The following is a 20,386-nucleotide window of genomic DNA, read 5'->3' as shown; positions in this document are numbered from 1 at the left end:
CTAGCGCCGTCGGAGACCCTTGTAATGCCCGAGCAAGATCTACGTTTACAACAGCTGAAAGTTTGGCTGGATGAGCAGTTGCCGATCCTTTTCAACGCTCAGGACTGGGGTGTCGTACCTCCGGCCACATTGACCGCGGCCAGCAGCGACGCGAGTTTCAGGCGTTATTTCCGCTGGGAGGGCGGCGGTCGCACGTTCGTCGTCATGGACGCTCCACCGCCCCAGGAAAACTGCAAACCTTTCGTCGATATCGCTGATTTACTCGCGAAATCGGGAATAAATGTGCCAAAAATTTATGCAGAAGATTTGCCGCGCGGCTTTCTTTTGCTTAATGACCTGGGCAGAAAAACCTATCTGGACGTGATTGACGAACAAAACGCCGACGAATTGTTCGCCGATGCCATCGACGCATTGCTGGCTTTTCAGCAATTGCCGATGGACGCACCGCTGCCCAGCTATGACGTCGCCTTGCTGCGTCGTGAGCTGGAATTGTTTCCGGAGTGGTACGTGCGCCGGCATTTGGGTATCGAATTCGACACCCGGCAGCAGGCCTTATGGCAGCGCGTCAGCGATCACCTGATCGACAGTGCCCTGGCCCAGCCTAAAGTGCTGGTGCATCGCGACTATATGCCGCGCAATCTGATGATCAGCGAGCCGAACCCCGGCGTGCTGGATTTCCAGGACGCGGTCTATGGCCCGGTTACCTATGACATCACGTGTCTGTTCAAGGATGCGTTTCTCAGCTGGCCCAAGGCCCGCGTGCGTGAGTGGCAGCGCGGCTACTGGGCGCGTGCCGGCGCGTTGGGCATCCCGGTGCAGACCGATTTCGAGGCGTTCCTGCGGGCCAGCGACCTGATGGGCGTGCAGCGCCACCTCAAGGTCATCGGTATTTTTGCGCGCATCTGCCATCGCGACGGCAAGCCACGCTACCTGGCCGATGTGCCGCGTTTCTTTGCTTATATAGAAGCCGTACTGGCCGACCGGCCTGAGCTGGACGAGTTGGGTGAGTTGCTCGCCAGCCTGCGTGAGCCGGCCGAGGTGCGCGTATGAAGGCCATGATTCTGGCAGCGGGCAAAGGTGAGCGGATGCGTCCGCTCACGTTGCACACGCCCAAACCACTGGTGGAGGCGGGCGGCAAGCGTTTGATCGAGTATCACCTGGAGGCGCTGGCCAAGGCCGGCTTCACCGATATCGTGATCAACCATGCCTGGCTCGGCCAGCAGATTGAGAGCTATCTGGGTGATGGTGCGCAGTTTGGCTTGCGCATTCAGTATTCAGCCGAGGGCGAGCCACTGGAAACCGGTGGCGGGATTTTCAAGGCATTGCCGCTGCTGGGCGACGAGCCTTTCCTGTTGGTCAACGGTGATATCTGGACGGACTTCGATTTCGCCAGTCTGCACAACAAGGCGCTGGAAGGGCTTGCCCACTTGGTCATGGTCGACATGCCTGCCCATGCGCCAACGGGAGGCGACTTTTATTTGGACAACGGTCTGCTTCATGATGCCGCGCCCGGTGCCGATAACCTGACCTTCAGTGGCATTTCAGTGCTCGACCCACAGTTGTTCGCGGGCTGCAGCGCTGGCGCCTTCAAACTGGCGCCGCTATTGCGGGAGGCCATGGCCAAAGGTCTGGTAACGGGAGAGCACATGACAGGACGCTGGATTGATGTCGGCACGCTGGAGCGTCTGGCGCAGGTTGAAACCTTGCTGACTGCGGAGCAATAAGATGTTGTGGCCAGGGACACTGATCGGTGCCGGGGCTGGCTTTGCCATTGCCAGTATTCCGGGGGCCTTGTTGGGCGCGTTACTGGGGCAGGCACTGGATCGCCGCCTGCAGTTGCACAGTTGGGCGCAATTGCGCGAGCGCCTGGGCGGGCGCCCGGCATTGCGCAACGACGAATTGCTGTTTGTGTTGTTGGGCCGCCTGGCCAAGAGTAATGGCCGGGTGGTGGCTGGGCACATCCAGCAGGTGCGTCAGGAAATGCGCTCACTGGACATGAGCGAACCGGCCCAGCGTCGGGCGATTACTGCGTTCAATCGTGGCAAGTCGGGATCCGACCGGGTGCGCAATTACCTGCGCGTACTCAAAGCCCAACCCCATGCGGCAGAAGGTGTGTTGCGTGCATGCTGGCGCATGGCCTGGGCGGACGGCAGGGCCGATGACGCCGAGCGCGAACTGATTGACCTGTGGGGCAAGTGGCTCGGGTGGACGCCGCAACAGCTGCAGGCGCTGGCGTCTGATTACGCCCCCGAACGCAAGCCATTGGCCAATCGTGGCGGGGCGTATCAGGAGGCGCTGCGGGTTCTGGGGGTGACCTCCACCAGTGAACCGGCGGCGATCAAGCGCGCCTATCGCCGCCTGCTCAGCCGCCATCACCCGGACAAGATCGCCGGCACGGGAGCAACCCTGGCGCAAGTGCGTGAGGCTACCGAACGTACCCGCGAGCTGCACAATGCTTATGCGTTGATTCGTGAGCGGCGGGATTTCAGGTAGCCACCTCAATTTTTGGAAGTGACAACCCAATCAGTGTGGGAGCTGGCCAGGATCAGTTGGAGGCCGGCTCCGGGCTCAACCACCCACGAACTCGCCGATACAGCTGCTCTTGCTCAGCCGCACTGTTGCCCGGCAGAGTCTTGAGCGACACCTGTTTATAGCCGTCATTCTTCCCCCGCTTGGCGGCCTGCATACGTTCCAGGGCGTTTTTGCGCTCTTGAGCGTCGTCCTGGTAATACACATCCGCCGTCGGCACTTTCAGCGCCGGCGCCAGTTTTTGCAGGTCCGGCTGCCTGGCCGCTGGCGTCTTGCCGGCCACCATCACCAACTTCTGCACTTGGGACGGCTGTTTCTCGCTCAGGTAGCGCGCGGCCCACCAGGCGCCGGTGCCGTGGCCGAGCAGCACCACACTGCGCGCGCTTTGAGTTTGGGCAAAAGCAACGGCGGCGTCGATGCGATCAAAGATGCGCTTGGCGTCGGTCTTGTCCTGTTCATCAGCACCCGGCACCACCGCCGGGTCAGTGCCTTCGGCTTCGGCGCTGGCGGCTTGTTCGATCGGTTTGGCGGCCGTGCTGCCGTCTTTGCTGCTGGTGTCGACCGCTGTTTTGGGCGACTCCATGACCCGAGGCGGCAAGGTGTCGAGGTTCACATCCGGCAACGACAGGCTCAGAGTGCCCCAGTCGGCATCGGGTAACTTGCGGCGCAGCGGCGCGATTGCTTGTGGCCAATCGGCACTTTCCCCGGCGCCCGGCACAATAATCACCACACCTTCAGGTTCGGCGCTGTTGGCCGGTTTCCACAGGGCCAGGAATGAATCGCTGCCGGCCTGCAATTGTTGCTGTTCCTGTGCCGGCAGTTGACGTTCCAGGGCGCTGGCTTCTTCCTGGCTGCGCTCGGGCAGCGGTTGGCGTTCAGCCGGTTTTTCGGCGGTGGGCGCAGGCGTGTCGGCGGCTTGAACAGAAAAGGCGCTGGTAAATAGCAGCGATAGGCACAATGCTGGCAGTGCCGAACGGTGGGTAAAGGGCATCGTTAATTCCCGGCCAGAAGTGATTCCAGCAGCCTAATGGGTTGGTCAGTGTTTGTCAGTGATGTGAGACGTGGATCATGGGTTTTCGCTGTCTGCTGGTTATCGGCTGTGTGTGCTTTGCCTTGATGGCGAATGCCGCGCCTGCGTCTGTCGCGCCGCAGGCGCAGCTCAATGCTCAGCAACGTGAATGGCTGGCGCAGCACCCGCAGTTGCGCGTGGGCGTGGTATTGCAAGCACCGTACGCCCAATACGACCGGCGCCTGCAGCGCTTGTCCGGGGCGAATGTCGAGTTGATGCAATGGCTGGCCAAAGCGCTGAATATCGAGCTGACCTGGCGCAATTTCCCCAGCCAGGAGCAACTGGAAGCCGCGGTGCGCGATGGCGAGGTGGATATCGCCCCGGGCCTGCAGCAAACCCCGGCCGGCTTGCGTCTGTGGTTATTCAGCGACCCTTATATGCGCGTGCCTCAGCATATCGTCGGCATTCGCGAGGGCGGCGGCGCGGTGGAGCTGGAAAAGCTTGACGAGCTGTCCCGCGTCGCCGTGCGCATGCCCAGCGCTGTCGCCGATTACCTGCGCAGCAATTACCCCAACCTCAACCTGCAAGGCGTGCCCCTGGAGCGCCAGGCCCTGCAATTGTTGGTGAGCCAGCAGGCGCGTTATGCCGTGGTGGATGAGGCGCAATTGAGCCGATTGTCCGGCGAGGCGGAGTTTGCCGGGCTGGCGGTGGTCGGCGATATCGGCCTGCCGCAATTGCTGCGTGTGGCCACCCGCCGTGAGTGGCCGGAACTGGCGAGCATCATGCAAAGTGCCTTGCGCGCGATACCCGCCCGCGACCTCGACCAATTGCACAGCCGCTGGCTGCAACCCCAATACCCACGGCTGACGGAATCGCCGGGCCTGTGGCAAAACCTCAGCCTGCTCTTGACGATGTTCCTGCTCGCCAGCCTCGCCGTGGTGGTTTGGCAGCGCCGTCACCAGCGAGTGCTGGAACACAGCTTACTGGCCGCCCGGGAAGAAAGCGCCGCGCGTGCGGCCGGTGCCGAAGCGTTGCGGCTGACGCAGTTCTCCATCGATCAAAGTACGGTCGGCATTCTTTGGGTCAATTGGGACAGCCATGTGCGTTACGCCAACCGCGCCGCCGAGACCATGCTGGGCTACGCCGCCGGCGCGCTGATCGAGCGACCGCTGATCGATTTTGACCCGACCTTGAATATGGACCGCTGGCTCGACGTATGGAAGCGTGCGCGTGCCAGCGAAGAGGGCCCGCAGACCTTCGCCGCCGATTGCGTGCGCGCTGACGGCAGCATCCTGCCGGCGGATGTGTCGTTGAGCTTCCTGCGCTTTGCCGAGGGCGAATACCTGGTGGTTTATCTCAACGACGTCACCGAGCGCCGTCGTTACGTGGCCGCCTTGCAGCAAAGCGAAACACAGCTGCGCGAGCTCTCTGCCCACCTCGAAACCGTGCGCGAAGAGGAAAAGGCGCGTATCGCCCGTGAAGTGCATGACGAGTTGGGTCAGATGCTCACGGTGCTCAAGCTGGAGACGTCGATGTGCGAATTGGCCTATGCGCAATTGGACCCGGGCTTGACCGAGCGCCTGAACAGCATGAAACGCCTGATCGCCCAGCTGTTCCAGCTTGTCCGGGATGTGGCGACCGCGCTACGCCCGCCGATTCTCGACGCCGGCATCGCCTCGGCGATTGAATGGCAAGCCCGCCGCTTCGAAGCGCGCACGCACATTCCCTGCCTGGTACAAGTCCCGGATAACCTGCCGGCCCTCAGCGATGCCAAGGCTATTGGCCTGTTCCGTATCCTGCAGGAGGCGCTGACCAATGTGATGCGTCATGCCCAGGCGCATACTGTCGAACTGACGCTGACGGTGGAAAGCGCCGACTTGCGGCTGACCATCAGTGATGACGGCGTCGGTTTCGTCGAGAACCCAGGCCGCCCGGTGTCCTTTGGCGTAGTCGGCATGCGTGAGCGGGTGCTGATGATGGGCGGGCAATTGAGCCTGCACAGCGAGCTGGGGGAGGGCACCACGTTGAGTGTCACGGTGCCGTTGGATGCATAATGATAGGAGCAAGCCCCTGTGATTCGCGTATTGGTAGCCGAAGACCACACCATTGTTCGTGAAGGCATCAAGCAATTGATTGGTCTGGCCAAAGACCTGCTGGTGGTCGGCGAGGCCAGCAATGGCGAGCAGTTGCTGGAGACCTTGCGCCATATCGCCTGTGAGGTGGTATTGCTGGATATCTCGATGCCGGGCGTCAATGGCCTGGAAGCGATTGCGCGCATCCGTGCATTGAGTAACCCGCCCGCGATTCTGGTTCTGTCGATGCACGATGAAGCGCAAATGGCTGCCCGCGCCCTGAAAGTCGGGGCGGCGGGGTATGCCACCAAGGACAGTGACCCGGCGCTGTTACTGACGGCGATTCGCAAGGTGGCGGCGGGCGGGCGTTACATCGACCCGGACCTGGCGGACCGCATGGTTTTTGAGGTCGGCCTCACCGATACGCGGCCGTTGCATTCATTACTGTCGGAGCGCGAGTTCTCGGTGTTCGAGCGCCTGGCCCAGGGCGCCAACGTCAATGACATCGCCCAGCAACTGGCGCTGAGCAGCAAGACCATCAGCACCCACAAGGCGCGGTTGATGCAAAAGCTCCATATCACGTCACTGGCTGAGTTGGTGAAGTACGCCATGGAACACAAGCTGTTGTGACGACATGCCTGTTTACGACGGCCTTTGAACCCTGCCGAAGCCATTCCAGGCACGTGTCGCGCTGACAGTGTTCCATCCCCGCCATCGGTGTAGGGCGATCCCTACCCCAAACCCTCCATCCGGCTGATGTGATTCTCTCCTGGCCCCCGATTTCCGGGGGCTCGCGCCTGGACTACGCTTTGTGCCACAGCAGTCCAAAACAAAAGGTGCGGGTATGAGCGAGGTGGATTCAAATGATGTGCTGGTCAGCTTTCGTGGCGTGCAGAAGAGCTACGACGGCGAGAACCTGATCGTCAAAGACCTCAACCTGGAGATTCGCAAGGGCGAGTTCCTCACCCTGCTCGGGCCATCCGGTTCGGGCAAGACCACCAGCCTGATGATGCTCGCCGGTTTCGAGACGCCGACCGCCGGGGAAATTTTGCTCGCCGGGCGCGCTATCAACAATGTACCGCCGCACAAGCGCGACATCGGCATGGTGTTCCAGAACTACGCGCTGTTCCCGCACATGACGGTGGCAGAGAACCTGGCCTTCCCCTTGTCGGTGCGCGGCTTGAGCAAGACCGATATCAGCGAGCGGGTCAAACGCGTATTGAGCATGGTCCAGCTGGATGCCTTCGCCCAGCGTTACCCGGCGCAACTCTCCGGCGGTCAGCAACAGCGCGTGGCCTTGGCCCGGGCGCTGGTGTTCGAACCGCAGCTGGTGTTGATGGACGAACCCCTCGGCGCCCTCGATAAACAACTGCGCGAACACATGCAGATGGAGATCAAGCACCTGCACCAGCGCCTCGGCGTGACTGTGGTGTACGTGACCCACGACCAGGGCGAAGCCTTGACCATGTCCGACCGCGTGGCGGTGTTCCACCAGGGCGAGATCCAGCAGATCGCCGCGCCACGCACCCTGTACGAAGAGCCAAAAAATACCTTCGTCGCCAACTTCATCGGCGAGAACAACCGACTCAATGGCCGCCTGCACAGCCACACCGGCGAACGCTGTGTGGTGGAGTTGGCGCGCGGTGAAAAGGTTGAGGCGCTGGCAGTGAATGTCGGCCAGCTCGGCGGCCCGGTCACCCTGTCAGTACGCCCTGAGCGCGTCAGCCTCAATGGCTCCAGTGAGTCCTGCGTCAACCGCTTCTCTGGGCGGGTGGCGGAATTTATCTACCTGGGCGACCACGTGCGTGTGCGCCTGGAAGTCTGCGGCAAGGCCGATTTTTTTGTGAAACAACCGATCGCTGAGCTGGACACAGCGCTTGCGGTCGGCGACGTGGTACCGATTGGCTGGCAAGTCGAGCACGTTCGCGCACTCGACCCACTTCTAGAGGCGAATTAATCGCCCCATGGCTTCACCAACCCTGCACGTGGAGAGAACAACAATGTTGAGATCCCTTAAATATTCCGCCCTGGCCATCGGCTTGATGGGCGCGACACAGGTCATGGCTGGCCCGGACCTGACGGTCGTATCCTTCGGCGGCGCGAACAAGGCGGCTCAGGTCAAAGCCTTTTACGCACCGTGGGAAAGCGCGGGCAATGGCAAGATCGTCGCCGGTGAGTACAACGGCGAAATGGCCAAGGTCAAAGCCATGGTCGATACCAAGAGCGTGTCGTGGGACTTGGTGGAAGTGGAGTCGCCGGAACTGTCCCGTGGCTGTGACGAAGACATGTTCGAACCGCTCGACCCGAAACTGTTCGGCAATAGCGCCGATTATGTCAAAGGCGCGATTCAGCCCTGCGGCGTGGGCTTCTTTGTGTGGTCCACCGTGCTTGCGTACAACGCCGACAAGCTGACCACTGCACCGACCAGTTGGGCGGATTTCTGGGATACCAAGAAATTCCCAGGCAAGCGCGGCCTGCGCAAAGGCGCCAAGTACACCCTGGAATTCGCCTTGATGGCGGACGGCGTGGCCCCCAAAGACGTGTACAAAGTGCTGGCTGGCAAAGATGGCCAGGATCGCGCGTTCAAGAAACTCGACGAACTCAAACCGTCGATCCAGTGGTGGGAAGCCGGCGCACAACCGCCGCAGTACCTGGCCTCGGGTGATGTGGTCATGAGCTCGGCCTACAACGGCCGCATTGCTGCCGTGCAAAAAGAAAGCAACCTGAAAGTGGTGTGGAACGGCGGCATCTACGACTTTGACGCCTGGGCCATCCCTAAAGGCCTGGCCAAGGATCGCGCCGAGGCAGCGAAGAAGTTCATCGCCTTCTCGGTGCAGCCGCAACAGCAGAAGACCTATTCGGAAAACATCGCCTACGGCCCGGCCAATACCCAGGCCGTACCATTGTTGGCCAAGGATGTGCTGAAAGACATGCCGACCACGCCGGAAAACATCGCCAACCAGGTGCAGATCGATGTGAGCTTCTGGGCGGATAACGGCGAGCAGCTCGAGCAGCGCTTCAATTCCTGGGCGGCCAAGTAACACCGCATATTCCTCTGTGAAAGCAGGCTGGTGTGGGAGCTGGCTTGCCTGCGATGGGATTGACTCGGTCTTTGAGTGACACCGAGGCGATGCCATCGCAGGCAAGCCAGCTCCCACAAAAAAGCACCGCTCACAGGGAACTCTTAGAAGATTTCCGGAGTTTGCCATGGTTATCGCCATTCCCAGCCCCACCCTCAAGCAGCGCCTGGCGCGTGCCGAGCGGCTCAATCGCTGGAAGGCCCAGGCCTTGATTGCGCCGCTGGTGCTGTTTTTGCTGCTGGTGTTCCTGGTGCCGATTGTTGCGCTGCTCTACAAAAGCGTCGGCAACCCGGAAGTGGTGGGCGGTTTGCCGCGTACCGTGGTGGCGGTCAAGACCTGGGATGGTCGCGGCCTGCCGGGTGAACCGGTGTACCAGGCGCTGAGCGAAGACTTGGGCGAAGCGCGTAAAAACCAGACCCTGGGCGACTTGTCCAAACGCTTGAACATGGAGCTGGCCGGCTACCGCAGCCTGTTGACCAAAACCGCGCGGGCGCTGCCGTTTACCGAAGCGCCCGGCTCTTATAAGGAAGCGTTGGAAAACCTCGATGAACGCTGGGGCGATCCGGCGTACTGGCAGGCGATCCGGCGTAATACCAGCAGCCTCACGCCGTACTACCTGCTGGCGGCCGTCGATCACCGTATCAATGACCTTGGCGAAGTGGCCCCGGCCACACCTGACCAGGCCATCTACCTCGACATCTTTGCCCGCACGTTCTGGATGGGCTTGGTAATTACCTTCATCTGCCTGCTGCTGGCCTATCCGTTGGCCTACTTGCTGGCCAACCTGCCGGCCCGCAAAAGTAACCTGCTGATGATTCTGGTATTGCTGCCGTTCTGGACCTCAATCCTGGTAAGGGTGGCGGCATGGATTGTATTGCTGCAGTCCGGTGGGCTGATCAACAGCGCATTGATGGGCATGGGGCTGATCGATACACCCATGGAGCTGGTGTTTAACCGCACCGGGGTTTACATCTCGATGGTGCACATCCTGTTGCCGTTCATGATTTTGCCGATCTACAGCGTGATGAAAGGCATCTCGCCCACGTATATGCGTGCAGCGATTTCCCTGGGGTGCCACCCGTTTGCCAGTTTTTGGCGCGTGTACTTCCCGCAGACCTATGCCGGTGTCGGCGCCGGTTGCCTGCTGGTGTTTATCCTGGCGATTGGTTACTACATCACCCCGGCGCTGCTCGGCAGCCCGAACGACCAGATGGTCAGCTACTTCGTCGCGTTCTACACCAACACCAGCATCAATTGGGGTATGGCCACGGCATTGGGCGGCTTGCTGCTGCTGGCGACCGTCGTGCTGTACCTGATCTACAACCGTCTGGTCGGCGCCAGTCGCCTGCGCCTGAGCTGAGGAGAGTTGGCGATGCTGAGCCCTTATATGTCACCCGTGGAGCGCGTGTGGTTCTACAGCTTGCGGATCCTGTGTGGCTTGATCCTGCTGTTCCTGATCTTGCCGGTGCTGGTGATTATCCCGCTGTCGTTCAACAGCGGCAGTTTCCTGGTGTACCCGCTGCAAGGCTTCTCGTTGCACTGGTATCAAGACTTCTTCGCCTCCGCCGAGTGGATGCGTGCATTGAAGAACAGTGTCATTGTGGCCCCGGCGGCCACGGTGCTGGCGATGGTGTTCGGTACGCTGGCGGCGATTGGCCTGACGCGCGGCAACTTCCCCGGCAAGGCGTTAGTCATGGCCTTGGTGATTTCGCCGATGGTGGTGCCGGTGGTGATTATTGGCGTGGCCAGCTACCTGTTCTTTGCGCCGCTGGGGTTGGGCAACAGCTTCCTCTCGCTGATTGTGGTGCATGCCGTGCTGGGTGTGCCGTTTGTGATCATCACCGTGTCGGCGACGTTGCAAGGGTTCAACCATAACCTGGTGCGCGCGGCGGCCAGCCTGGGTGCGTCGCCGCTGACCGCGTTTCGCCGTGTAACCTTGCCGCTGATCGCGCCGGGGGTGATCTCCGGGGCACTGTTTGCCTTCTCGACGTCTTTCGATGAAGTGGTAGTGACGCTGTTTCTCGCCGGCCCCGAGCAAGCCACTTTGCCGCGCCAGATGTTCAGCGGCATCCGCGAAAATTTAAGCCCGACGATTGCTGCGGCGGCAACCTTGCTGATTGCGTTCTCGGTGCTGCTGTTACTGACCCTTGAGTGGCTGCGAGGCCGCAGCGAGAAACTGCGCACCGCGCAAGTGTAACGATCGAAACCGGATCAAATGTGGGAGCTGGCTTGCCTGCGATAGCATCAACTCGGTATGTCAGGAAAACCGAGGCGGTCGCATCGCAGGCAAGCCAGCTCCCACATCGACCGAGCCATTCAATGCGTGAATGCTGGGCAACCTGAAATACCCAGCTATTCTTGTGCCAGCCCATCATTAATAAGAGGCCGCGCACATGAGTACTTCCTCATTCAAGATCGCCCACAAACTGCTGACCGGCGCTGGCGCCATCGAACAACTGGGCGCCGAGCTCACGCGTCTGGATGTGGATAACCCGCTGATCGTCACCGATGCCGCGCTGGTCAAGTCCGGCACCGTGGCGCTGGCGCTTGAGCACCTGGGCGAACGCACCTATGAGATTTTTGACCGTGTGCTGCCCGACCCGGAAATCGCCATCGTCGAGGACTGCATGCGCGTGTACCGTGAAGGCGGGCATGACGGCTTGATCGGCGTGGGCGGCGGCAGTGCCATCGACATTGCCAAGAGTGTTGCGGCCTACGCCGGTTACCACGGCGCGCTGGCGGACTTGTTCGGCGTCGACCAAGTACCGCGCAAAGGCCCGCCGCTGATCGCGATCCCGACCACCGCTGGCACCGGCTCAGAGGTGACCAATGTGGCGATCCTCTCCGACAAGGCCGCACAGCTGAAAAAGGGCATTGTCAGTGATTACCTGCTGCCGGACGTCGCGCTGATCAGCCCGCAAATGACCCTCACATGCCCGCGCAGTGTCACTGCCGCCAGTGGCGTGGATGCGCTGGTGCATGCCATCGAGTCCTACCTGTCGTTGAATGCCTCGCCGATCACCGACGCTCTGGCCATCGGCGCGATCAAGCTGATCGCCAACGCGCTGCCCAAGGCCTATGCCAACCCGGCCAACCTGCAGGCCCGTGATGATATGGCCACCGCCAGCCTGATGGCCGGCATGGCCTTCGGCAATGCTGGCGTCGGCGCAGTGCATGCCTTGGCGTACCCGTTGGGCGGGCGATTCAATATTGCTCACGGCGTGAGCAATGCGCTGTTGCTGCCTTACGTGATGCACTGGAACAAACTGGCCTGCGTGGAGCGCATGCAGGACATTGCCCAAGCCATGGGCGTGAATACCGCCGGGCTCAGCGTCAACGCGGCGGCCGATGAGGCGGTCGAGGCGATGACGCGGCTGTGTGCCGCCGTGGAAATCCCGGCAGGGCTGCGCAGCTTTGGTGTGCCGGAAGACGCGATCCCCGCCATGGCGACGGAAGCGGCGGGTATCGAGCGCCTGATGCGCAACAACCCGCGCAAGCTCAGCGCGGCGGATATCGAGAAAATCTACCGGGCGGCTTACTGACCATTGAGTTAGGTCACGGTGTGCTGGGTAAAGCATGAGGTATACAATGCGCGCCATCGTGATTTAGCTCAAAAAGGTGCGTCATGCAGCCCTTCGTTATCGCTCCATCGATTCTCTCCGCCGACTTCGCCCGCCTGGGTGAGGAAGTGGACAAGGTATTGGCCGCCGGTGCCGACTTCGTGCACTTCGATGTCATGGACAACCACTATGTGCCCAACCTGACCATCGGCCCGATGGTCTGCGCGGCACTGCGCAAGTACGGCATCACTGCGCCGATCGATGCGCACTTGATGGTCAGCCCGGTGGATCGCATCGTCGGTGACTTCATCGAGGCCGGCGCCACCTACATCACCTTCCACCCGGAAGCCACGCTGCACGTCGACCGCACCCTGCAGCTGATCCGCGAAGGCGGTTGCAAGGCCGGCCTGGTGTTCAACCCGGCCACGCCGTTGAGCGTGCTGGAGTACGTGATGGACAAGGTCGACATGGTCTTGCTGATGAGCGTCAACCCAGGCTTTGGCGGGCAGAAGTTCATTCCCGGTACGCTGAACAAGCTGCGCGAAGCCCGCGCGCTGATCGATGCGTCGGGCCGTGATATCCGCCTGGAAATCGACGGTGGGGTCAACGTTAACAATATCCGCGAAATCGCCGCTGCTGGCGCTGACACCTTTGTGGCTGGCTCGGCGATCTTCAACGCCCCCAACTACCAGGAAGTCATCGACAAGATGCGGGCCGAACTGGCGCTGGCGCGTCCATGAGCGGTTTTGAGCAGCTGTTCCCCGGCAAACTGCCACGGCTGGTGATGTTCGATCTGGACGGTACGTTGATCGATTCGGTGCCAGACCTGGCGGCGGCGGTGGACGAGATGCTGCTCAAGCTAGGGCGTAAGCCTGCGGGCATTGAATCGGTGCGTGAGTGGGTCGGCAATGGCGCGCAGATGCTGGTGCGCCGGGCCTTGGCCAACCACATTGATGCCGAAGGTGTGGATGAGGTCGAGGCCGAGCACGCCCTGGAACTCTTCAATGTCGCCTATGAAAGCAGTCATGAACTGACCGTGGTTTACCCCGGCGTGCGCGACACGCTCAAGTGGCTGCACAAGCAAGGCGTGGAGATGGCGCTGATCACCAACAAGCCGGAGCGCTTTGTCGCGCCGCTGTTGGACCAGATGAAAATCGGCCGGTATTTCCGCTGGATCATCGGCGGCGATACCTTGCCGCAGAAAAAGCCTGACCCGGCGGCGCTGTTCTTTGTGATGAAAATGGCCAATATTCCGGCCTCGCAATCGTTGTTTGTCGGCGATTCGCGCAGTGATGTGCTGGCCGCCAAAGCCGCTGGCGTGCAGTGTGTGGCGCTGAGCTACGGCTACAACCACGGCCGACCGATCGCCGAGGAGTCGCCGGCGCTGGTGATTGATGATCTGCGACTGCTAATCCCCGGTTGCTTGGGAGCGGGCGCTGAGATAACGTTGCCCGACATCGAATCAACCCCTTCTGGAAATTCCATCGTGGTGGTCACTCGCAAACTCTGGATGAAAGTCATCAAGGCCCTGGCCCGCTGGCGTTGGCGCGCCTGACCGATCCTGGCCGCGCTGCGGCACGTTTGCACACCTGACCGTTTGACCCTCAAGCCACGAGGCACCTCATGATCCGCGAAGAATTCCTGCGTTTGGCCGCTGCCGGCTATAACCGTATCCCCTTGGCCTGCGAAACCCTGGCCGACTTCGATACGCCGCTGTCGATCTACCTCAAACTGGCCGACAAGCCCAATTCCTACCTGCTCGAATCGGTGCAGGGCGGCGAAAAGTGGGGCCGTTACTCGATCATTGGCTTGCCGTGCCGCACCGTGCTGCGTGTGCATGACCATCATGTGAGCATTACCCATGATGGCGTCGAGATCGAAAGCCATGACGTGGAAGACCCGCTGGCGTTCGTCGAAACCTTCAAGGCGCGCTACAACGTGCCGACCATTCCCGGCCTGCCGCGTTTCAACGGTGGCCTGGTGGGGTATTTCGGCTACGACTGCGTGCGCTACGTGGAACAACGCCTGGGCAAATGCCCGAACCCGGACCCGCTGGGCGTGCCGGACATTCTGCTGATGGTCTCCGACGCGGTGGTGGTGTTCGACAACCTCGCCGGCAAGATGCACGCGATAGTCCTCGCCGACCCGGCCCAGGCGGATGCCTTCGAGCAAGGCCAGGCCAGCCTCGAGGCATTGCTGGAAAAACTGCGCCAACCGATCACCCCACGTCGTGGCCTGGACCTCAGCCGTCCACCGGCCGCCGACCCGATCTTTCGTTCAAGCTTTACCCAGGATGACTACGAGCGCGCAGTCGATACCATCAAGGAATACATCCTTGCCGGTGACTGCATGCAGGTGGTGCCGTCGCAACGCATGTCCATCGACTTCAAGGCCGCGCCGATCGATCTGTACCGTGCGCTGCGGTGCTTCAACCCGACGCCGTACATGTACTTCTTCAACTTCGGGGACTTCCACGTGGTGGGCAGTTCGCCGGAAGTGCTGGTGCGGGTCGAAGACAACCTGATCACCGTGCGCCCGATCGCCGGTACACGCCCGCGTGGCGCAACCGAAGAAGCCGACCTGGCGCTGGAAGAAGACCTGCTGAGCGACGACAAGGAAATTGCCGAACACTTGATGCTGATCGACCTGGGCCGCAACGACACCGGGCGCGTGTCGGAAATCGGTTCGGTGAAGCTCACCGAGAAAATGGTCATCGAGCGGTATTCCAACGTGATGCACATTGTGTCCAACGTCACCGGCGAGCTGAAAGCCGGGTTGACCGCGATGGACGCACTGCGGGCGATTCTGCCGGCGGGCACCTTGTCGGGTGCGCCGAAGATTCGTGCGATGGAGATCATCGACGAACTGGAGCCGGTTAAACGCGGTGTGTATGGCGGCGCCGTGGGGTATTTCGCCTGGAACGGCAATATGGACACTGCGATTGCGATCCGCACCGCCGTGATCAAGGACGGCGAGCTGCATGTGCAGGCGGGCGGCGGGATTGTGGCTGACTCGGTGCCGGCCCTGGAATGGGAAGAAACCCTGAACAAACGCCGCGCGATGTTCCGGGCTGTAGCGTTGGCGGAGCAAACGCCGCAAATTTGAGATTAGATGTAGATCAAAATGTGGGAGCGGGCTTGCTCGCGAATGCGCAGTGTCAGTCACTGAATGTGTAACTGATAGACCGCATTCGCGAGCAAGCCCGCTCCCACAGTTGTTTTGTGGGGCGTTTAAGATCCGCTTAGAAATCCAGACTCACCCCCACACTGACGCCTTGCTGGGTAAAGCTGTCATCCTTCCTCACGTTATACGCCGCCCTTAGCGCCAGCTCCTGAGTCAGCTTGTGGCTGACGCCCAGACTCAATCGGTCCGAATTGCTGCGCGGCGTGTAGCCGTCCAGCTTGAAGTCGATGCCTGGCACGCTGTTGAGCGACATCTTTACCTTCTGGGTGTCGTTTTCGAACTCATGCTCGTGGGCCACTTCGCCAAACACTTGGGTTTGCGGCGTAATCCGGTAGCTGCCCTGCAGGCCGACGCCCAGGCGTTTGGAGTCGCGTTGCTGGTCATCGAAGGTCAGCGCGGTGGAGCGGTTGTCCTTTTCCGAATAGCCATCGACTTCGACCCGTGAATAGTCGGCGCTGATGAACGGTGACAGGTGCCAATCGCTGCCGGCGCCGGCAATGTCATAGCCCAAACGGCCGCTCAAGGCCCAGAGCCAGCCATCGGTGTCGCCTTTTTCGGAGCCTTCGCTGACGCCCAGGGCGAACTTGCGCTTGAGGCTGTCGAAGTCCAGCTTGCCGCCGGTCAACGCCGCATCGGCCCACCAGTGGTTTTGCTGATATTGCGCAAAGGCCGTGCCCATGTAGCTGTTGAGCTTGTAGTCCGAATCGCGGGCGCCGGCTTCGAGTGTCTGGCGATACAAGCCGGCGGCCACGCCGACGCGCCAGTTTTCGTCGAGGCGATAGCTGCCGCCGACGTTCACGTTGTAGCCGCTGCCGTCGCCGCTGGCCGAACTGCGTTGATCATCAAAGTCCAAATGCTGGCCACCACCGGCGACAATCGCGCGCCATTGGCCGACGGCCTGCCAGTTGCCATTGTCGGCTTGCCACTGGTTGCGCAGCTCATCCTGATGGGCGCGCAAGGTGCCTTGGGCCATTTCCGGCAGCAAGGTCACTTCCCACGGCGCGGCGAGCAGCGAGTAGGCGTAGTCGGCGATCAACTGTTGCCCGGCGATGGTGGGGTGCACCGAGTCGTTGTAGATCAGCTTGGTCGGGTCCGGGTGGGTGCCGCCAATGCCATAAACCGGGTTGGCGGTGCAGCCGTTGCCGCTGAAGCAGGTGCCGGTGAGGTTTTGCCCGGAGGCCAGGCCAAAGCGCGCAGGGTTGGCGAAGGTTTCATTGAGCAGTAACGGGATGTTCAGCGGGATGACCTGGGCGTCGATCTGCGACAGGCGCTGCACCAGCGCCTGGTTGAAAATACTGCTCAGGGCCGAGCTGGCGCCTTGCGCGGGCGTGCCGTTGATGGCGGGCGTCAGGCCCAGGTCGGGCAACATCCACACCATGATGTAGCGCGCGCCGGCCTGTTGCAGGGCTTGGGCGCTGTCCGCCAGGCGCCCGCCGGCGGCCACGGCCTGGCCTGGGCTGAGGACGCGCCCTTGCAGGAAGTCATTGCCGCCGCCAGACAGAAAATACAACGCGTTCGGGTCGGCCCGCCCGCCGTTTGCCGGCAGATAACCCTGACGGCTGCGCAGTACCGTGCCACCCCCGGCGTTGCCGGGCGGGATCGCTGCATTGGAGACCGAAGTGATGGAGTCCAGGATGTTGTCGGTACGGTAGCCGCCGACCGCCCAGTTATTGCCATCCGGCAAACCTTGGGCGGCACGTACCGGCGAGGTGGAGGCATTCAGGTCGTTGGGTGCCACGCCCAGCTTGCCCCCCAAAAGCGTAGATGACACCAGGCCATAATCGCCCTGGAATGTCGGCCCGGTGCGGTTGGTAAAGCGCAAGGTGGCGCCGGCCGAGCCATCGGGGAACTGGCCGGCGTCGGCCAGGCTGTCGCCGAACACGACCATGGTTGAGTAAGGTGAAGGTGCTGCAAACGCCTGCGCGCAGGCCAGTGACAGGAGGCAGCCGGCAAGGGGCGCAAAAAACGGTGGTCTGAGCATGCGAAATTCCATTTAGTTGTTTTTGTGTCGGAAGCGAAACACTAGCAATGTAATGAGGGTTTTCTTCGAAGAAAACAGTTTTTTCTTACAAATACTCGGTGGTGACCCCCGGAATCGCTGCTCCATATTGCACCGCTGGCGAGGCTACGTTACTGTGCCTGAACGTATGAATGAGACCCTCCCCGTGTTGATCATCAGCAAACTCTTGATGCGAGTAGTCAAGGCACACGCCCGTTGGCGTTGGCGCGCCTGACATTTTTCTCTGCCGGCCCGGCCGGACCTGTACCGATTTGCCTTCTTCACCCTTTGTTTGACGCCCCTTGCCGGCTCACCCTGGCAACCGGAACGTGCGTCTGGCAGCGGGACACTCTCTTGGAAGGCGGTCATTCGAAATCAGTGAATTCAAGAGGTCTGAACCCACATGTTGCTGATGATTGATAACTACGATTCCTTTACCTACAACGTTGTGCAGTACCTGGGCGAGCTGGGTGCCGAGGTCAAGGTGGTGCGCAACGACGAACTGACGGTCGCCGAAATCGCCGCTCTGAACCCGGAGCGCATCGTGGTTTCGCCTGGCCCCTGCACGCCGACCGAAGCGGGCATCTCCCTCGAAGCGATCCAATATTTCGCCGGTAAATTGCCGATCCTGGGCGTCTGCCTGGGTCACCAGTCCATCGGCCAGGCTTTTGGTGGTGACGTGGTGCGTGCACGCCAGGTGATGCACGGCAAGACCAGCCCGGTGTTCCATAAAGACCTCGGCGTTTTCCACGGCCTTAACCTGCCGGTGACGGTCACCCGCTACCACTCGTTGGTGGTCAAGCGTGAAACCCTGCCCGAGTGCCTGGAGCTGACCGCCTGGACTCAGCTGGAAGACGGCTCGGTCGACGAGATCATGGGCCTGCGCCACAAGACACTGAATATCGAAGGGGTGCAATTTCATCCCGAATCTATCCTGACCGAGCAGGGCTACGAGCTGTTCGCCAACTTTCTCAAGCAGAGCGGCGGCACGCGCTAAGGACTTTCCATGGATATCAAGACTGCCCTGAGCCGTATCGTCGGCCATCTGGACCTGAGCACCGCTGAAATGAGCGATGTGATGCGCGAGATCATGACCGGCCAATGCACTGACGCACAGATCGGCGCGTTCATGATGGCGATGCGCATGAAGAGCGAAAGCATCGACGAAATCGTCGGCGCGGTGTCGGTGATGCGTGAGCTGGCCGACAAGGTTGAGCTCAAGACCCTCGACGGCGTGGTCGATGTGGTCGGTACCGGCGGCGACGGTGCGAATATTTTCAACGTGTCGACGGCTTCCTCCTTTGTGGTGGCGGCAGCCGGTTGCACGGTGGCCAAGCACGGTAACCGTGCGGTGTCGGGCAAAAGCGGCAGCGCCGACTTGCTGGAGGCGGCCGGGATTTATCTGAACCTGACGCCGGTGCAAGTGGCGCGCTGCATCGACAGCGTGGGCATTGGCTTCATGTTTGCCCAGTCCCACCATGGCGCCATGAAACACGCCGCCGGCCCGCGTAAGGATCTTGGCCTGCGCACCCTGTTCAACATGCTCGGCCCGCTTACGAATCCGGCCGGCGTGAAACATCAGGTGGTCGGTGTGTTCAGCCAGGCGCTGTGCCGGCCGTTGGCTGAAGTGTTGCAGCGTCTGGGCAGTAAGCACGTGCTGGTGGTGCATTCCAAAGATGGCCTGGACGAATTCAGCCTGGCAGCGCCGACCTTCGTGGCGGAGCTGAAGAATGACCAGGTCACCGAATATTGGGTCGAGCCCGAAGACCTCGGCATGAAAAGCCAAAGCTTGCATGGCTTGGCGGTGGAAAGCCCGGCGGCCTCGCTGGAGTTGATCCGTGATGCCTTGGGGCGCCGCAAGACGGAAAACGGCCAAAAAGCTGCAGAAATGATTGTTCTGAATGCTGGCGCGGCACTTTACGCGGCGGACCACGCCTATAGTCTTAAGGAAGGTGTCGCCTTGGCCCACGATGCGCTGCATACCGGTCTGGCTCGCGAAAAGCTCGAAGAACTGGGAGCCTTTACCGCTGTGTTCAAAATGGAGAATGAAGGATGAGTGTCCCGACCGTTCTGGAAAAAATCCTCGCGCGCAAGGCTGAAGAAGTCGCCGAGCGCCGCGCTCGTGTGAGCCTGGCTGAACTTGAGGCTCAGGCGAAAATTGCCGACGCGCCGCGCGGCTTTGCCAATGCGCTGATCAAGCAGGCTAAGGAAAAGCAGCCTGCCGTGATTGCCGAGATCAAAAAAGCTTCGCCCAGCAAGGGCGTGATTCGCGAAGTTTTCATTCCTGAAGACATTGCCAAGAGCTATGAGAAGGGCGGCGCAACTTGCCTGTCCGTATTGACCGATATCGACTTCTTCCAGGGTTCCGACCTGTTCCTGCAACAGGCCCGCGCTGCGTGCAAGTTGCCGGTGATCCGCAAGGACTTCATGGTTGACCCGTACCAGATCGTCGAGGCCCGCGCCTTGGGCGCCGATTGCGTGCTGCTGATCGTCTCCGCGCTGGATGACGTGAAGATGGCCGAGCTGGCGGCCGTGGCCAAAAGCGTCGGCCTGGATGTGCTGGTCGAAGTGCACGACGGCGATGAGCTGGAGCGTGCGCTGAAAACCCTCGACACACCGTTGGTGGGGGTTAACAACCGTAACCTGCACACCTTTGAAGTCAGCCTGGAAAATACCCTGGACCTGCTGCCGCGTATTCCACGCGACCGCTTGGTGATTACCGAGAGCGGCATCGTCAACCGCGCCGACGTAGAGCTGATGGAAATCAGCGGTGTGTTTTCGTTCCTGGTGGGGGAGACGTTTATGCGCGCCGAGAACCCAGGGGCGGAATTGCAGCGCCTGTTCTTCCCGGAGCGTGGCGTGGCGGTGAGCGGTTCGACCCTCGACTGACTTGAAATACGGTCAACATGTGGGAGCTCCCACATTTGGTTTTGTGTTTGTTCAGATGATAGGTG

At 61.1% G+C, this 20,386-nt stretch carries 18 protein-coding genes; 16 read left to right on the top strand and 2 right to left on the bottom strand.

The features are described 5' to 3' along the window. Positions 1-24: 24 nt before the first annotated feature. Genes PSH96_RS26480 through PSH96_RS26470 form a run of 3 tightly spaced genes read left to right on the top strand, consistent with a single transcriptional unit; the run spans position 25 to position 2,493 of the window. On the top strand, positions 25-1,050 hold the full coding sequence (locus PSH96_RS26480) for an aminoglycoside phosphotransferase family protein (protein ID WP_305456117.1): 1,026 nt from the start codon (positions 25-27) through the stop codon (positions 1,048-1,050). Further along, entirely contained in the window at positions 1,047-1,724 is a 678-nt protein-coding gene (gene murU, locus PSH96_RS26475; protein WP_305456115.1) for an N-acetylmuramate alpha-1-phosphate uridylyltransferase MurU, read from the top strand. Before PSH96_RS26480 ends, murU begins: the two co-directional genes overlap by 4 nt. A gap of 1 nt (position 1,725) precedes the next feature. Beyond that, complete coding sequence (locus PSH96_RS26470) at positions 1,726-2,493, top strand: TerB family tellurite resistance protein (RefSeq protein WP_305456112.1); 768 nt, start codon at positions 1,726-1,728, stop codon at positions 2,491-2,493. 52 nt (positions 2,494-2,545) lie between these two features. On the opposite strand, the gene PSH96_RS26465 is transcribed toward PSH96_RS26470, so the two are convergent. Further along, positions 2,546-3,520 (bottom strand): alpha/beta hydrolase family protein, encoded by a 975-nt coding sequence (locus PSH96_RS26465; RefSeq protein ID WP_305456111.1) that lies wholly within the window; start codon positions 3,518-3,520, stop codon positions 2,546-2,548. A gap of 77 nt (positions 3,521-3,597) precedes the next feature. Here PSH96_RS26465 and PSH96_RS26460 point away from each other — a divergent pair, with 77 nt between their 5' ends. The 10 genes from PSH96_RS26460 (at position 3,598) to trpE (ending at position 15,355) form a co-directional block, all read left to right on the top strand. Next, the gene (locus PSH96_RS26460; RefSeq protein ID WP_305456109.1) at positions 3,598-5,592 is read left to right on the top strand and encodes a transporter substrate-binding domain-containing protein; all 1,995 of its coding nucleotides are present in this window, start codon (positions 3,598-3,600) and stop codon (positions 5,590-5,592) included. A gap of 18 nt (positions 5,593-5,610) precedes the next feature. Next, positions 5,611-6,240: a response regulator transcription factor gene (locus PSH96_RS26455; protein WP_017138071.1), complete on the top strand. Its 630-nt coding sequence runs from the start codon at positions 5,611-5,613 to the stop codon at positions 6,238-6,240. Between the two features lie 214 nt (positions 6,241-6,454). Next, positions 6,455-7,567: an ABC transporter ATP-binding protein gene (locus PSH96_RS26450; RefSeq protein ID WP_065929377.1), complete on the top strand. Its 1,113-nt coding sequence runs from the start codon at positions 6,455-6,457 to the stop codon at positions 7,565-7,567. A gap of 43 nt (positions 7,568-7,610) precedes the next feature. Further along, positions 7,611-8,651, top strand: coding sequence for an ABC transporter substrate-binding protein (locus PSH96_RS26445; protein WP_305456107.1), 1,041 nt, complete (start codon positions 7,611-7,613; stop codon positions 8,649-8,651). 166 nt (positions 8,652-8,817) lie between these two features. After that, positions 8,818-10,050 carry an ABC transporter permease gene (locus PSH96_RS26440; protein ID WP_305456105.1) on the top strand — a complete coding sequence of 411 codons (1,233 nt, stop codon included), beginning with the start codon at positions 8,818-8,820 and terminating at the stop codon, positions 10,048-10,050. Positions 10,051-10,062: 12 nt separating this feature from the next. Further along, complete coding sequence (locus PSH96_RS26435) at positions 10,063-10,887, top strand: ABC transporter permease (RefSeq protein WP_236370364.1); 825 nt, start codon at positions 10,063-10,065, stop codon at positions 10,885-10,887. Between the two features lie 196 nt (positions 10,888-11,083). After that, positions 11,084-12,232: an iron-containing alcohol dehydrogenase gene (locus PSH96_RS26430; RefSeq protein WP_305456102.1), complete on the top strand. Its 1,149-nt coding sequence runs from the start codon at positions 11,084-11,086 to the stop codon at positions 12,230-12,232. An 83-nt stretch (positions 12,233-12,315) separates the two neighbouring features. Continuing rightward, positions 12,316-12,990, top strand: a complete 675-nt coding sequence (gene rpe, locus PSH96_RS26425) for a ribulose-phosphate 3-epimerase (RefSeq protein ID WP_017138077.1) — start codon at positions 12,316-12,318, stop codon at positions 12,988-12,990. Then, positions 12,987-13,805 (top strand): phosphoglycolate phosphatase, encoded by an 819-nt coding sequence (locus PSH96_RS26420; protein ID WP_068931558.1) that lies wholly within the window; start codon positions 12,987-12,989, stop codon positions 13,803-13,805. The genes rpe and PSH96_RS26420 overlap by 4 nt, the downstream gene beginning before the upstream one ends. Before the next feature lie 68 nt (positions 13,806-13,873). Then, a complete protein-coding gene (gene trpE / locus PSH96_RS26415) occupies positions 13,874-15,355 on the top strand; it encodes an anthranilate synthase component I (protein ID WP_305456100.1) in 1,482 nt (493 codons plus the stop codon). Between the two features lie 136 nt (positions 15,356-15,491). On the opposite strand, the gene estP is transcribed toward trpE, so the two are convergent. Continuing rightward, complete coding sequence (gene estP, locus PSH96_RS26410; protein ID WP_305456097.1) at positions 15,492-17,414, bottom strand: esterase EstP; 1,923 nt, start codon at positions 17,412-17,414, stop codon at positions 15,492-15,494. A 421-nt stretch (positions 17,415-17,835) separates the two neighbouring features. Here estP and PSH96_RS26405 point away from each other — a divergent pair, with 421 nt between their 5' ends. The 3 genes from PSH96_RS26405 to trpC are packed head-to-tail and all read left to right on the top strand — an operon-like array spanning position 17,836 to position 20,321. After that, a complete protein-coding gene (locus PSH96_RS26405) occupies positions 17,836-18,429 on the top strand; it encodes an aminodeoxychorismate/anthranilate synthase component II (protein ID WP_053258301.1) in 594 nt (197 codons plus the stop codon). Positions 18,430-18,438: 9 nt separating this feature from the next. Further along, positions 18,439-19,488 (top strand): anthranilate phosphoribosyltransferase, encoded by a 1,050-nt coding sequence (gene trpD / locus PSH96_RS26400; protein ID WP_010206948.1) that lies wholly within the window; start codon positions 18,439-18,441, stop codon positions 19,486-19,488. Next, positions 19,485-20,321 (top strand): indole-3-glycerol phosphate synthase TrpC, encoded by an 837-nt coding sequence (gene trpC, locus PSH96_RS26395; RefSeq protein ID WP_065929370.1) that lies wholly within the window; start codon positions 19,485-19,487, stop codon positions 20,319-20,321. Before trpD ends, trpC begins: the two co-directional genes overlap by 4 nt. The last annotated feature ends 65 nt before the right edge of the window (positions 20,322-20,386 follow it).

The organism is Pseudomonas sp. FP2338 (assembly GCF_030687515.1).
Taxonomy (GTDB): Bacteria; Pseudomonadota; Gammaproteobacteria; order Pseudomonadales; family Pseudomonadaceae; genus Aquipseudomonas; species Aquipseudomonas salomonii.
Note: the sequence above shows the minus strand (reverse complement) of the source record. Positions and strands in the feature narration are given on the sequence as shown.

What these genes read in the sequence shown, in the direction of transcription:
- PSH96_RS26480 (WP_305456117.1), top strand. Translation starts at nt 25, where the DNA reads ATGCCCGAGCAAGATCTACGTTTACAACAGCTGAAAGTTTGGCTGGAT.
- murU (WP_305456115.1), top strand. Translation starts at nt 1,047, where the DNA reads ATGAAGGCCATGATTCTGGCAGCGGGCAAAGGTGAGCGGATGCGTCCG.
- PSH96_RS26470 (WP_305456112.1), top strand. Translation starts at nt 1,726, where the DNA reads ATGTTGTGGCCAGGGACACTGATCGGTGCCGGGGCTGGCTTTGCCATT.
- PSH96_RS26465 (WP_305456111.1), bottom strand. Translation starts at nt 3,520, where the DNA reads ATGCCCTTTACCCACCGTTCGGCACTGCCAGCATTGTGCCTATCGCTG.
- PSH96_RS26460 (WP_305456109.1), top strand. Translation starts at nt 3,598, where the DNA reads ATGGGTTTTCGCTGTCTGCTGGTTATCGGCTGTGTGTGCTTTGCCTTG.
- PSH96_RS26450 (WP_065929377.1), top strand. Translation starts at nt 6,455, where the DNA reads ATGAGCGAGGTGGATTCAAATGATGTGCTGGTCAGCTTTCGTGGCGTG.
- PSH96_RS26445 (WP_305456107.1), top strand. Translation starts at nt 7,611, where the DNA reads ATGTTGAGATCCCTTAAATATTCCGCCCTGGCCATCGGCTTGATGGGC.
- PSH96_RS26440 (WP_305456105.1), top strand. Translation starts at nt 8,818, where the DNA reads ATGGTTATCGCCATTCCCAGCCCCACCCTCAAGCAGCGCCTGGCGCGT.
- PSH96_RS26435 (WP_236370364.1), top strand. Translation starts at nt 10,063, where the DNA reads ATGCTGAGCCCTTATATGTCACCCGTGGAGCGCGTGTGGTTCTACAGC.
- PSH96_RS26430 (WP_305456102.1), top strand. Translation starts at nt 11,084, where the DNA reads ATGAGTACTTCCTCATTCAAGATCGCCCACAAACTGCTGACCGGCGCT.
- rpe (WP_017138077.1), top strand. Translation starts at nt 12,316, where the DNA reads ATGCAGCCCTTCGTTATCGCTCCATCGATTCTCTCCGCCGACTTCGCC.
- PSH96_RS26420 (WP_068931558.1), top strand. Translation starts at nt 12,987, where the DNA reads ATGAGCGGTTTTGAGCAGCTGTTCCCCGGCAAACTGCCACGGCTGGTG.
- trpE (WP_305456100.1), top strand. Translation starts at nt 13,874, where the DNA reads ATGATCCGCGAAGAATTCCTGCGTTTGGCCGCTGCCGGCTATAACCGT.
- estP (WP_305456097.1), bottom strand. Translation starts at nt 17,414, where the DNA reads ATGCTCAGACCACCGTTTTTTGCGCCCCTTGCCGGCTGCCTCCTGTCA.
- PSH96_RS26405 (WP_053258301.1), top strand. Translation starts at nt 17,836, where the DNA reads ATGTTGCTGATGATTGATAACTACGATTCCTTTACCTACAACGTTGTG.
- trpD (WP_010206948.1), top strand. Translation starts at nt 18,439, where the DNA reads ATGGATATCAAGACTGCCCTGAGCCGTATCGTCGGCCATCTGGACCTG.
- trpC (WP_065929370.1), top strand. Translation starts at nt 19,485, where the DNA reads ATGAGTGTCCCGACCGTTCTGGAAAAAATCCTCGCGCGCAAGGCTGAA.